This window comes from Microbispora sp. NBRC 16548 (assembly GCF_030268985.1).
Classification (GTDB): Bacteria; Actinomycetota; Actinomycetes; order Streptosporangiales; family Streptosporangiaceae; genus Microbispora; species Microbispora catharanthi.
Genome location: NZ_BSSF01000020.1, coordinates 1 through 12551 on the forward strand (window position 1 = coordinate 1; position 12551 = coordinate 12551).

The window sequence follows — 12551 nt, forward strand, 5'->3', positions numbered from 1 at the left end:
ACCCGGAAGTTAAGCCTGTCAGCGCCGATGGTACTGCACCGGGGACGGTGTGGGAGAGTAGGACACCGCCGGACAATCTTTGTGGAGGGCCACCCCTATGGGGTGGCCCTTCCGCATTTCCGGAGGGATTTTCCCCCCCGGTGCCCCGCGCCGGCTCGTCGGCTTGTGCGGGTGCCACGGACGGCGCGTGTGCAGGTGTGTGTGGTGTGTTGGTGGTGTGGGGGTGCCCCGGCTGTGGTTGGCCGGGGCTTTCGCATGTCCAGGGGCCGACCGCGGGGGGTTGCCCGGCCGGCGCCGATCCGGAATGCCGTCGGAATGCCATGGGGATTGTGGTGCGGGGAGGTATTCCGGTAGCGCAAACAGCCGGGGGGAGCCGACTTGGCCGGGGGCGCGAGCAGCGGCCCGGGAGGAGCGGAGCGGGCGGGAGGGAGGACCGCAGCGAAGGCCCAGCGGAGCGGGCTTCGCGAGGACCGGACCTTCCGACCGGCGCAGTGACGTCCCAACCCCACCGTCCCCAACCCCACCGACCCCAACCCCACCGACCACCACGCCCCACCACACGCCATACCGCCACCGGGCGATGTGATGGCGTCCCCGCTAATGGCTAGGGTTACGGAGGTGACCGAGCGAATCATCCGTTTGCTGGCTCGCCACCTGCCCGGCTACGCGGTCAGAACCGTCGAGCGGCTGGGCGAGGGACAGGACAACGCGGCGTATGAGGTCAACGGTGAGTTGGTCATACGGCAGAGCAAGATCGGTGATTCGGTTCTCCACGGCGACTCGGTTTTCCACGGCGACGCGGCTTTCCGCGAGGACTTGGCTCTCCAAGAGGACCCGGCTCTCCATGGCGATCCCGCGCTCCGCGGGGACTCGGCTCGCCCCGGTGATACGGCTTTGCGCGCCGAAGCGGTGAGGCGAGAGGCGGCGTTGCTTGCCGCCGTGAGCGAGTTGTCGCCGTTGCCGGTGCCGCAGCTGATTTTCGTGGATGAGGAGGCGGGCGTCCTCGCGTACCGTAAGCTGCCCGGCCGTCCGCTGAACCTTCACCCGGTCAGGGAGCCCGCGCGTCTGGCGGGTCCCCTGAGCGATTTCCTGAGCCGGCTCCACGCGGCGCCGGTGGAGCGGATGGAGGCGTTCGTGCCGCGTGACACCTATCCGATGAGCGAGCTCCTGGAGGAGGCCGAAGGACACTACCGGGACATCGTGGCCCACGTGCCGCCGACCGCCCGGCGGATGGTCGAGGACTTTCTCGGCACCGCGGCCCCCGCAGGGCCCGGCGTGCTGACGTTCTGCCACAACGATCTGGGCAGCGAGCACCTGCTGGTGGACGTCGAGGCCAGTGCCGTGACGGGAGTCATCGACTGGACGGACGCGGCCATCGCCGATCCCGCGTACGACCTCGCGCTCGTCTACCGGGACCTCGGACCCGAGGTCTACGGGGGGACGCTGGCGCATTACCAGGGCCGCCACGACGACGCGGACCACGAGCGGGTGCTTTTCTACGCCCGGTGCGCGCTGCTGGAGGACGTCGCGTACGGCCTGTGCTCGGGCGTCCGGTCGTACGCGGACGCCGGTCTGGCCCACCTCGGCCGCACCTTCTCAGAGCACCCTTGACGGTGATCCGGCTCGCAAAGCATGACCCGGGCGACACCTCGCGTCGTTTCCTGCCTTGATGGTAGGGAAGACCCCGCCCCAACAGACGGGACAGCGGCCGCGACCGGGCCGGGCGCGCCGCCACCGTCTACGTCACCGGCGTGCCCGGCAATCGGCAGCACCTGATCGACGCCTTCGTCGCCGCGATGTGCGACCGCTGAGCCCGGGCGGCCAGGCGGACCGCCCCAGTCCGGAGTCCCGGGCCGAGAGCTGCGGTCAGCCGCTGACCAAACGGTAGCCCACTCCTCGGACGGTCTGGATCATCGTGTCCTCCACGTCGCCGAGCCGCGCGCGCAGGCGCTTGACGTGGACGGCGATGGTGTTGGTGGACATCCCGTCGTTCGAGTGCCAGACGTTGCGCATGATCTGCTCGCGGGTGACCGTTCTGTCCGCGTTGCGCATCAGATAGTGCAGCAGCTCGAACTCGCGCAGCGGCAGGTGCACGACGCGCCCGCCGACCCTCACCTGGTATGCCGTCACGTCGAGCTCCACGTCGCCGATCGTCAGCACAGTCCGGTGGCCGTCATTCCGGCGGAAGGCCGCCTGGACGAGGGGGAGAAGTTCGGGCACGCGGTATGGCCTGGCCACGCAGGCCGTGGCACCCGCCTCCAGCGCCTGCAGGGCCTGCTCGGCGTCGCTCCCGAAGTCGATGCCGAGCAGGACGGGCACGGCTCGCATGAGCCGTACGGCGCGGACGAAGTCGACGGGGCCGACGATCGGGAGGGAGGCGCAGATCAGCACGGCGTCGGGCCGGAGCGCCCCGGCCTGCAGCAGCGCCTGGGCGCCGTCCGGTACGCCGGTCACGTCGACGCCCGCGGCCTGCATGGCCGCCGAGAGCTGCCGCACCAGACCCGCGTCCGGATCGGCCACCAGGAGCATGGGCGCCGTCCGAGTGTCCCCCTCCACTGCGGGTGCCGTCACCCAGGTCCCTCCAATGCTGTCAGCCGGAAGCGGTCGTCAGCCGAAGCGGCCCGTGATGTAGTCCTCGGTCGCCTTCTCAGCCGGATTGGTGAAGATCTTCGAGGTCTCGTCCATTTCGACGAGCTTGCCGGGCTGCCCCTGCGCGGCCAGGTTGAAGAACGCGGTCTTGTCGCTGACCCGGGCGGCCTGCTGCATGTTGTGCGTCACGATCACGATCGTGTAGTCCTGCTTGAGCTGGGAGATCAGGTCCTCGATCGCCAGCGTCGAGATGGGGTCGAGCGCCGAGCAGGGCTCGTCCATGAGCAGCACCTGCGGGCGTACGGCGATGGCGCGGGCGATGCACAGGCGCTGCTGCTGACCGCCGGACAGGCCCGCGCCCGGCTTGTTGAGCCGGTCCTTGACCTCATTCCAGAGGTTGGCGCCCTTGAGCGACTCCTCGACGACGGCGTCCAGCTGCGAACGGGAGTAACGGCCGTTGAGCCGCAGGCCCGCGGCCACGTTGTCGAAGATGGACATCGTGGGGAAGGGGTTCGGGCGCTGGAACACCATGCCGATGGTCCGGCGGACCGACACCGGGTCGACGTCCGCGCCGTACAGGTCCTGCTCCTCGAGGCGGACCTTGCCCACGACCCGGGCGCCGGGGATGACCTCGTGCATCCGGTTGAGGGTCCGCAGGAACGTGGACTTGCCGCAGCCGGAGGGGCCGATGAAGGCCGTCACCGACCGGGGCTCGATCATCATCGAGATGCCCTCGATCGCCTTGTGCGAGCCGTAGTAGGCGTCGAGGCCCGCGACCTCGATCTGCTTGGCCATTCCTTACCTCCTCCTCGCGGGCGAACGCCACCAGGTGATGAGGCGTGCGACCAGGTTGAGCAGCATGACGATCAGGATCAGCGTGAGCGCGCCGGTCCAGGCCCGGTTGATCGCGGTGTCCGTGGGACGGCCGGCCTGATCGAAGACGTACAGCGGAAGCCCCATCTGTGGCCCGTTGAACGGGTCGTTGTTGATGGAGTCGGTGATGAAGACGGTCAGCAGCAGCGGTGCCGTCTCGCCGGCGACGCGCGCCACGGCCAGCATGACGCCGGTCACGATCCCGGTGAAGGCCGTGGGCAGCACGACCTTGACGATGGTGCGCCACTTGGGCACGCCCAGCGCGTACGACGCCTCGCGCAGCTCCCGGGGGACCAGGCGGAGCATCTCCTCGGCTGACCTGACCACGACCGGCATCATCAGGATCGACAGGGCGAGCGCGCCGGCGAAGCCGGAGAACGGCATGCCGAGCACGAGGATCCAGAAGGCCAGGACGAAGAGCCCGGAAACCACGGAAGGGACGCCGGTCATGACGTCCACGAAGAAGCTGATTGTGCGCGACAGCCGTCCGCCCTCGCCGTACTCGACGAGGTAGACGGCGGTGAGCAGGCCGATCGGGACCGCGATGAGCGAGGCGAGCAGGACCTGTTCGAGCGTGCCGATGATGGCGTGGTAGGCGCCGCCGCCCGCGTCGCGCGCCCCGATGTTGCGCATGGAGTGGGTGAGGAACTCCATGTCGAATCGGCCGAGGCCGTTCTTGACGACGAGCCACAGCACCGACAGCAGCGGGATGACCGCGAGCGCGAACGCCAGGTAGACGAGCACCTGGACGAGGCGGTCCTTGGCCCGCCGGGCCGCGGAGATGGGCTGGATTCCGGTCTGTACGGTCACGCTGCGGCCCTCGCGTACTCCTTGCGGCGGGCGATGACGAAGCGGGCGGCCATGTTCACCAGCAGGGTGATGAGGAACAGGACGAGACCCGAGGCGATCAGCGCGCCGCGGCCCACCTCGGTCGCCTCGCCGAAGCCGTTGGCGATGTTGGCGGCGATGCTGTTGCCGTTGGGGCCGAGGATCTGGAACGAGATATTGAACGTCGCCGGGAAGATGAGCGCGACCGCGATCGTCTCGCCCATCGCGCGGCCGAGGCCGAGCATGGCGGCGCTGATGACGCCGGGCCGGCCGAACGGCAGGACCGACATCCTGATCATCTCCCAGCGGGTCGCGCCGAGCGCGAGCGCGGCCTCTTCCTGCATCTTGGGGGCCTGCAGGAAGATCTCGCGGGAGATCGCGGCGATGATCGGCAGGATCATGATCGCGAGCACGAGCGACGCGGTGAGCATGCTCTTGCCGACCACGGTGTCACCGCCGAACAGCGGGATCCAGCCGAGGTAGTCGTTGAGGAACTTCGACGGGCCGAGCATGAACGGCACGAGGAAGGTGACGCCCCACAGGCCGTACACCACGCTGGGGACCGCCGCGAGGAGGTCCACCACGTACCCCAGGACGGAGGCGAGCCGCCGGGGCGCGTAGTGCGAGATGAACAGCGCGACCCCGACCGCCACCGGGGTGGCGATGACCAGCGCGAGCAGCGAGCTCAGCACGGTGCCGAACGCGAGTGCCCCGATGCCGAAGACGGGCTTGGTGGCGTTCGGCTGCCAGGTCAGTTCGGTCAGGAAGTGGGACGTGTTCGCCTGGAGGGCGGGGACGGCCTTGACGACCAGGAACACCCCGATCGCGGCCATGATCGCCAGAAGGACGATACCGGCCCCGGTCGAGGCGAAGCGGAACGGGCCGTCGCCGCGGCTGCGCCGGAAGGCGGACCGGCGCATGGCCGGCCCGCTCTCCCTGGTTCTGGTTGGTGTCGCCATCTGGTTAGGCGATCGCCTCGACCGCGGTGCGGACCTTGGTGAGCAGGCTCGACGGCAGCGGGGCGTAGCCGAGGCTGGTCAGCGCCTGCTGGCCCTCGTCGCTGGCGGTGTAGGTGAGGAACGACTTGACCAGCTCCGCGTCCTCGGCCGCCAGGCCCTTCTCACAGGTGATCTCGTACGTCACGAGCACGATCGGGTAGGCGCCCGCCGCCTTGGTGGCGTAGTCGATCGAGAGCTTGAGGTCGTTGCCGGTGCCCTCGATCTGGGCGGCCTCGACGGTCTTGGCGGCGCTCTCCGGGGTGAGCTCGACGAACTCACCGGAGCCGTTGGCGACCTTGGCCTTCTGGAGCTGGGAGTTCTCGGCGAAGGACAGCTCGACGTAGCTGATCGCGCCCTCGGTGCTCTTGATGCTGGAGGCGATGCCGTCCGAGCCCTTCGAACCCTGGCCCTGCGCCTCGGCCGGCCACGCCTTCGCGGGCTCGTACGGCCAGTCGGCGGTGGCCTTGAGGAACTTGGTGAAGTTGTCGCTGGTGCCCGACTCGTCCGAGCGGTGGAACGCCTGGATGGCGGTCGAGGGCAGCTTGGCGTCGGGGTTGTCGGCCTTGATGGCCGGGTCGTCCCACTTGGTGATCTTGCTGTTGAAGATGCCGCCGATGGTCTTCGGCGAGAGCTGCAGGCCGTCCACGCCCGGCAGGTTGTAGACGACGGCCACCGGGCCGGTCACCATCGGCAGGTTGATGGCCTTGCCGGTCTTGCAGCGGGCGTCGGCCTGGGCGGGCTCGCCCTTGTCCTCCTTCAGGGCCGAGTCGGAGCCGGCGAAGGCCACGGTGCCCTGGATGAACGCCTGGACGCCGGCGCCGGAGCCGCTCGGGTTGTAGTTGATGCTGACGCCGGGGTTCGACGACTGGAAGTTCTTCTTCCACTCCGCGATGGCGTTCGCCTGGGCCGAGGAGCCGGCGGCGTTGATGGTGCCCTTCGCGGTGTCGTCGCCCTGCACGGGAGCGGCGGCGCTGGAGGTGCCCCCCGCGGTGCTCGTGTTGTCATCGGTCCCGCATGCGGCGAGCGAGAGCACGCCGGCGATGGTGGCGGCGGCGAGCCGGCCTGCATACTTCACGGTTGTTCCTCCCCATGTCTTCTCAACATCAGGGACGGTAGGGAGCCAAGGTGACCTAAAACCTTGGTAAAGGTGAACGGGTAATGAACGCGCCCAGTCGCTCTTGTGCGGCCCCGGAAGAGATAACGAGCAGGTCACGGGCGTTATAGGAGAGGATCGAGTTCATGAAGCGGGTATGTCTGGTCTGCATGGGGAACATCTGCCGATCGCCGATGGCCGAGGTCGTGCTGCGCCGTACGCTGGCCGAACGCGGGCTCGACGCCGAGGTGGACAGCGCCGGCACCGGGGGCTGGCACGCGGGGGAGCCGATGGACGATCGGGCCCTGGCGACGCTGGCCGAGCACGGCTACGACGGCTCGTCCCACCGGGCCCGCCAGTTCGACCGGGCATGGTTCGCCGAGCGTGACCTCGTCCTCGTGATGGACCGGGACAACCTGCGCGCAGTACGGCGGATCGCCCCGCCGGACGCGGACGTCCGGCTGCTGCGGTCGTTCGACCCTGCGGCTCCCGAGGGCGCCGAGGTGCCCGACCCCTACTACGGCGGACGCGAGGGTTTCGTCGAGGTGCTGCGGATGGTCGAGGCCGCCTGCGAGGGGGTGGCGAAGTACCTTGAGGATCACTAGGGATCTCGGCGGCGGACACGCCTGGACGCTGCACGAGGGCGTGCTCGACGACGGCCGCAGGGTGTTCGTCAAGAAAGGCGCCGGCAAGAAGGGCGCGGACGCGTCCGCCGTCCTCGGCAGCGAGGCGGCGGGGCTGCGCTGGCTGGCCGAGCCGGGAGCGGTCGCCGTCCCCGAGGTGTTCGCCGCGGACGGCGGCGCGCTGGTGCTGGAGTGGATCGACACTGTCCCCGCGACGGCCGGGGCCGCCGAGCGGTTCGGGCGTGAGCTGGCCGCCCTGCACGCCGCAGGGGCCGCGGAGTTCGGCGCCCCCTGGCCCGGCTACATCGCCGAGCTTCCGATGAGCAACGAGCCCGCGCCGGACTGGCCGTCGTTCTACGTGTCCCGCCGCGTGCTCCCGTTCGTACGGCTCGCGCGCGACCGCGGCGCGCTGTCGGCCGCGGACGCGGAGCTGGTCGAGGAGGCGTGCGACCGGGTGGCGGAGGTCGCCGGGCCGGCCGAGCCGCCGAGCCGGATCCACGGCGACCTGTGGAGCGGGAACCTGCTGTGGTCGGCGGACGGGGTCGTGCTGGTCGATCCCGCCGCCCACGGCGGCCACAGGGAGACCGACCTCGCGATGCTGGCGCTGTTCGGGGCGCCGCACCTCAACACGATCCTCGCCGCCTACCGTGAGGCGGCGCCCCTCGCGGACGGCTGGCGCGAGCGCGTGCCGCTGCACCAGCTCCACCCGCTCGCCGTCCACGTCTGCCTGTTCGGCGAGGCGTACCGCGGCAGCCTTCTCACCGCCGCCGGTGACGTGCTCGCCCTGTGACACGAGCACGGCGATGTGAATTATTGCGATTTGAGTACAGCGATCTGATCACGGCGGATTGAGTACGGCCCTACTCATGCGGAGCCCGGCTCCCCGCGCGCACGCTCGTCTGCGGACGAACGTTGACGAACGGCGGGAGCCTTGCTGTGACGACCGACATCGGAGGGTTGTCCTTCGCGTTCAACGCCGGCGACGGGGACATCGACCTGGCCGGAATGGTGCCCGAGCTGCACGGGCTCGACCAGATCCGCGGCGCGCGTATAGGGGATCTCTTCCAGGCTCCGGAGAGACTGGCCGGTGTCGACCGGCTGGGCGTCGGCGTCTCCCTCGGCGAGCTCGACCAGGTCGGCACGGACCTCGGCAACCTGGATCTGGGCCGCTTGGGTCTGGGCCGGGAGAACCCGGGCGACCTGGATCTGGGCCACCTCGGCGCGGGCACCGACGAGCTGGGGCTTCATCCCGGCCCCGACGGGCGGGAGCCGCCCGGTAAGCCGGGCCTCGCCACCGACCCTCCCGTCTTCGTGGACCCGACTCGGAGGCTGCCGTTCGTCTGGCGGGATCCGATCATCATCGACCGGTCGCTGCTGGGCGAGGACTCGCCCATCCCCTGGACGTGGGTGCCCACGCCGCCGCGGAACTCGGTGCACAGGGGCGACCTGGACGTACCCGTCGCGCCGAGCGCGTCGCCCACGGACGGTGACCTGTTCGAGAGCCCCGACGGAGGCACCCGCTACGCGCTGCCGCGATACTCCCTGGCCTTCGAGACGACCGGTGATCCCCGCGTCTCGATCGTCGAGCGGGACGGAACGGCGATCCTCATCATGGCGTTCGCCGAGACGCCCTCCCCGGCGGCGGCACCGGGTGTGGCGAAGCTGCCCCACCTCGTGACCGTGTCGCTGAAGTACCGCGTGCCGGTCATCACCGGCGGGACGATGGTGCTCGACCTGCCGTTCCCCAGCGTGCGGATCGACGGGACCTCCGTCGTCGCGGAGATGCCGCTGACCACTCCGGGGCTGCGGCAGCAGTTGCTCGCGGCCCTCTCCTCGTTGGAGGCGGGCGTCTCGCTCGTCGTCGGCCGCGCGGTGACGGTGGGCGTCCCGACGGGGGAGACGATGGAGGACGGCCTCCCCGGCTACCGCAAGGAGCGGCTGCTGCTGGAATGGACCGCTCCACCGGCCCCGCTGGTGATCTCGGAGGCCCACCGGAACCGGCTCGGCGGGGTGACGGGCGGGATCCAGCCGATGGGGTGCGTACGGATCCCCTTCGACGGGCGCAGTCACCCCTACTGGCAGGATCCCGCGCGGCCCGAGCGCTTCTACTTTCTGCCCGACCGGTTCCTGCTGGCGCGGCTCCCCGGCACCGGACGCCCGCCCGCTCTGAAGGTGCGGGCGACGAGCGCCGCCTCGGTGAACGACGTGCGGGTGACCCTGGAGTTCTACGCCCAGCCGGTCCTGGTGCGGGAGCGCCTCGAGGCGGCCCGCCCGGTCCTGGAAGAGGAGACCAGGGTGAGAGGGGTCGTCGCCCCCGTGCGTCTGGAGGTGCTCCCGGACCCGCAGCCCGTCCTCCGGCTGGCGCTGCCACAGGGAGGCGCCCCCTCGATCGGCCTCGTCGAGCGGCCGGAGGCCGACATCGACCTCGAACTGGGCGTGACCCACGCGGAGACCCTCGCGCTGGAGGACTTCCGCCTCGTGTACGACGCGCTCTTCGGCGCCTCGCTGAGCCTGCTGCGCGGGGAGGTGCGGGTCGGCGCCGGCGGGGCGTCCGAGGACGTGCCGCTTGAGCTGCGCTTCGACTGCACGGCGGGCGACGTTCTCACCCTGACCGTCACCGCCGCGTCGGCGGCCCACATCGAGGCCCGTCTGACGAACGGGATCGAAAGCCGCGTCCGCCCGGGGAGGCCGGCCGCCCTGGCCGTCTGCGCCGACCGGCAGATCCCGCTGAGCATCGAGGGGCTCGCGGACGATCTGGTCCTGCCCCCGGGCGAAGGGCTGGACGTCCGGCTGGTCCCGCGGACCCCGCTGCCGGAGACCGGTGCGCAGAGCGTCGTGCTCGACCAGAGCGGGGTCGTCGTCGATCCGGACCGGGAGGCGATCTGGGCGCGGGTGTTCGACCGAACCGCCCAGCCGCAGCTCGTCCGCGAGGTCTCCGTCGAGGCCGTTCCCGCGCTCTTCGCCGGCCCTCAAGGAGACCGCGTCGCCGCGTTCGTCGTGACGGTCGAGAGGGGCGGCACGGTGCGTCTCACCGAGGACGCGCCGACCGGCGTCACGAGCGTGCGCGTTCCGGTGCAGCCGCTGCTCACCGGGGCTCCGCCGCCTCCGTTGCGCTACCGCACCGAGACGTGGTGGCAGTCCGGCGGGATCGGCGTGAGCGACTGGCGGGAGACGGAGGCCACGATCCTGCTGCCGGTGCGCACGGCTCCCACACCGACAACCCCCACCCCGTCAGCACAGGGTGGTGACGAACGATGACGAGCCTGCGCGGGCTGCCCGACCTCGGGGCGCCACTGGCCTCCCTGCCCGGCGTGGTCTTCCGCGGATACGAGGACCCCGGTCTGGCGGTCGCCCTGCCGGACCGGCTCGACCTCGAACGCGCGGCGGACGGCACGCCCGTCCTGCTCGTGACCCTGGTCAGAGGCGAGCAGGAGCCGTACGGCCGGATCGAGGCGGGCTTCGCGATCGACACGCGGCTGAGCGAGATCGGGGAGGCGGCGGCACACCAGGCCGAGAAGCAGGGGGAGCTCCTGCGCGTGGCGGCCGCTGACCTCCGGGGAGGCGTGCTGGAGGTCACGGCCCGCCTGGGACCGTTGGCGGAGGAGGCGCTGACGCCCCCGGTGGAGCTCGCGCCCGGCCTGCTGACCCGCGCCCGGGTTTCCGTGGCCCTCGACCCGCGCGCCGCCGTGGCCGCCTCCCGGCTGGTCGAGGACGCCACGCTGCCGGTGACCGCGACGCTGCGGCTCACGCTGCGGGCGGTGGCGCCACGGCTGCCCCTGGCCACCACCGTCGACCCCCACGAGATCGCGGTACGGCTGGCCGCGCGCTTCGGCGCGCAGGCCGCGCTGACCGTGGATGATCTCGCTGGCGGCCTCGACGACCTGCTGGCGGGCTCGCTGACGCGATCGGCCCCCGGCCCTGGGGAGGAGGCCGGCGGGCCGGTGATGGACGAGGCCCGCGGGCAGGCGCTCGCGCTGCGCCTGAAGGAGATCCTGGCCCGCCCGGAGATCTCGGCACAGGTCTCGGCACAGGGCCGCTACCTGCTCCGCCACCCCGACGAGGTGCTCCCGGGCCAGGAGCGGGTGGACCTGGCCGTGCCCGCCGCCGTGCTCGTCGACCGGGTGGTCACCCTCGATCCGTTCGCCGCGGCCCGGGCGCTGTCCGGCGGCACGCTGGACCGGCATGTGCGCCGGGTGACGACGCCGCCGTTGCCCGAGGGCCACGTCGTCGTCGAGTTCGCCGCCAACCTGCCCGAGCCGGTGGCCGGGCTGCTCGCGCTCCTCGCCGATCTGCGGATCCCGCCCGCGCCGCCGCTGCGCCCGCAGCCCGTCACGGCCGGGGCCGCACTCGACGGGCCCGGCCGTACGGGGACCGCGGGCGTCGTGCTCGCGGCCGGGGAGGAGCCGAGCGGGCAGGCGCGGCTACGGGCGCTGCTCGACCTGCCCGGCGGACCGGCGGAGGTCGCCGGTCCGTGGCGGCCTGCCTCGGACCGGCACGTGCTGCTCGGGCCGGCGGATTTCCCGCTGCCGCTCACGGTCGTGCGGGCTCCGGCCGAGCTGACCCGCCTCGCCACGGCGGAGGTGGTGACGGCGGACGGGCGGGTGGCGGCCCGCCTGGACGGCGCCACCCCGATGACCGCCGTCCCGCTCCGGCCGGAGGACCGGCCCGCCCGGGTGGTGATCCGGCCGATCGGCCCCGGGCGGGTGATCGAGCTCCCGCTCGACGGGCGGGACCGCCTCGACCTCGATCTCGTGACCCTGCCCGGATACGGCGCGCAGCGGGCCACCCTCATCAGCCGCACACCCCCGGTCCAGGTCGAGTGGCGGCCCGAGGGTGCCGACGACCCGCCCCGGATGGTGCGGCTCGACCGGGACCGGCCGGAGGCCGAGATCCGCTGGATCGCCACCTCCCCCTTCCAGCCGGGCCTGGTGTGGCGGGTGGCCGGTCAGCCGGGTGACTGGTCCGCACCGGTCGCTCCCGCGGAGCGGCTCGTGATCGTCGTGGACGAGGCGAAGCCGATCGTGGTGAGCGGCGTCGAGATGCGGCCGGACGACGCCGAGCCGGGCGTGTGGACCTACCTGCCGCCGGGTCCGTTCCTCGAACTCGGCCAGGACGGCCGTCCGGCGATCGGCCTCATCGAGGCGGGCGCGACCGCCTTCCTGCAGGTCACCAGCCGGCTCGACCTGCCCGAGGCGGCGCGGGCCGCCCTGCTGGGCGAGCTGCGCCGCAGGGCGTCCGGCGAGGCGGAGCGGATGCGCCCCACACCTGTCACCGTACGGCGGGTCGCCCTGGAGTCGAGGCCGCCGGACGGCGCGTGGGCTCCCGTCGCGGAGGGGACCAGTTCCGGCCTTCCACCGTGGACCACGGCGCTGGCGGCGACGCTCGACCCCGAGCAGGCCGCCGCCGTCAGGGCCGCCCTGTCGGGGACCAGGGGCCGCCTGCGCCTGGTCGGTGAACTGGACGCTCCGGGAGGCGCGGAAGTTCGCGTCCGCGACGTCGCCGATCTGCTCGCACCCCTTTCCGATCAGTGATCAGAACTGTCCAGAA

At 71.6% G+C, this 12551-nt stretch carries 10 protein-coding genes and 1 rRNA gene; 6 read left to right on the forward strand and 5 right to left on the reverse strand.

The window, feature by feature from the left end; translation table 11 throughout:
- A 5S ribosomal RNA gene (gene rrf / locus QSK36_RS43785) occupies window positions 1-74 on the forward strand; the annotation flags it as partial.
- A gap of 544 nt (window positions 75-618) precedes the next feature.
- Window positions 619-1611: a phosphotransferase family protein gene (locus tag QSK36_RS37700; protein ID WP_285785681.1), complete on the forward strand. Its 993-nt coding sequence runs from the start codon at window positions 619-621 to the stop codon at window positions 1609-1611.
- A gap of 255 nt (window positions 1612-1866) precedes the next feature.
- Here the strand turns inward: QSK36_RS37700 and QSK36_RS37705 are convergent, their stop codons facing one another.
- Genes QSK36_RS37705 through pstS form a run of 5 tightly spaced genes read right to left on the reverse strand, consistent with a single transcriptional unit; the run spans window position 1867 to window position 6363 of the window.
- Window positions 1867-2571: a response regulator transcription factor gene (locus tag QSK36_RS37705; protein WP_285785682.1), complete on the reverse strand. Its 705-nt coding sequence runs from the start codon at window positions 2569-2571 to the stop codon at window positions 1867-1869.
- A 36-nt stretch (window positions 2572-2607) separates the two neighbouring features.
- On the reverse strand, window positions 2608-3384 hold the full coding sequence (gene pstB / locus QSK36_RS37710; protein ID WP_183540902.1) for a phosphate ABC transporter ATP-binding protein PstB: 777 nt from the start codon (window positions 3382-3384) through the stop codon (window positions 2608-2610).
- Window positions 3385-3387: 3 nt separating this feature from the next.
- On the reverse strand, window positions 3388-4272 hold the full coding sequence (gene pstA, locus QSK36_RS37715; RefSeq protein ID WP_139580853.1) for a phosphate ABC transporter permease PstA: 885 nt from the start codon (window positions 4270-4272) through the stop codon (window positions 3388-3390).
- Window positions 4269-5249: a phosphate ABC transporter permease subunit PstC gene (pstC, locus tag QSK36_RS37720; protein ID WP_183540900.1), complete on the reverse strand. Its 981-nt coding sequence runs from the start codon at window positions 5247-5249 to the stop codon at window positions 4269-4271. The genes pstA and pstC overlap by 4 nt, the downstream gene beginning before the upstream one ends.
- A gap of 4 nt (window positions 5250-5253) precedes the next feature.
- Complete coding sequence (gene pstS, locus QSK36_RS37725; RefSeq protein WP_285785683.1) at window positions 5254-6363, reverse strand: phosphate ABC transporter substrate-binding protein PstS; 1110 nt, start codon at window positions 6361-6363, stop codon at window positions 5254-5256.
- A 164-nt stretch (window positions 6364-6527) separates the two neighbouring features.
- Between pstS and QSK36_RS37730 the strand changes: the two genes are divergently transcribed.
- The 4 genes from QSK36_RS37730 to QSK36_RS37745 all read left to right on the forward strand — a co-directional run bounded on the left by QSK36_RS37730 (window position 6528) and on the right by QSK36_RS37745 (window position 12535).
- Window positions 6528-6986: a low molecular weight protein-tyrosine-phosphatase gene (locus tag QSK36_RS37730; protein ID WP_285785684.1), complete on the forward strand. Its 459-nt coding sequence runs from the start codon at window positions 6528-6530 to the stop codon at window positions 6984-6986.
- Window positions 6973-7794, forward strand: a complete 822-nt coding sequence (locus tag QSK36_RS37735; RefSeq protein WP_285785685.1) for a fructosamine kinase family protein — start codon at window positions 6973-6975, stop codon at window positions 7792-7794. The genes QSK36_RS37730 and QSK36_RS37735 overlap by 14 nt, the downstream gene beginning before the upstream one ends.
- Window positions 7795-7940: 146 nt before the next feature.
- Complete coding sequence (locus QSK36_RS37740; protein ID WP_285785686.1) at window positions 7941-10262, forward strand: hypothetical protein; 2322 nt, start codon at window positions 7941-7943, stop codon at window positions 10260-10262.
- Window positions 10259-12535, forward strand: coding sequence for a hypothetical protein (locus QSK36_RS37745; RefSeq protein ID WP_285785687.1), 2277 nt, complete (start codon window positions 10259-10261; stop codon window positions 12533-12535). Before QSK36_RS37740 ends, QSK36_RS37745 begins: the two co-directional genes overlap by 4 nt.
- Window positions 12536-12551 lie beyond the last annotated feature (16 nt).

Excerpts from the sequence above, each read along its gene's own strand:
- QSK36_RS37745 (WP_285785687.1), top strand. The coding sequence starts at position 10,259 with ATGACGAGCCTGCGCGGGCTGCCCGACCTCGGGGCGCCACTGGCCTCC.
- pstC (WP_183540900.1), bottom strand. The coding sequence starts at position 5,249 with ATGGCGACACCAACCAGAACCAGGGAGAGCGGGCCGGCCATGCGCCGG.
- pstB (WP_183540902.1), bottom strand. The coding sequence starts at position 3,384 with ATGGCCAAGCAGATCGAGGTCGCGGGCCTCGACGCCTACTACGGCTCG.
- QSK36_RS37730 (WP_285785684.1), top strand. The coding sequence starts at position 6,528 with ATGAAGCGGGTATGTCTGGTCTGCATGGGGAACATCTGCCGATCGCCG.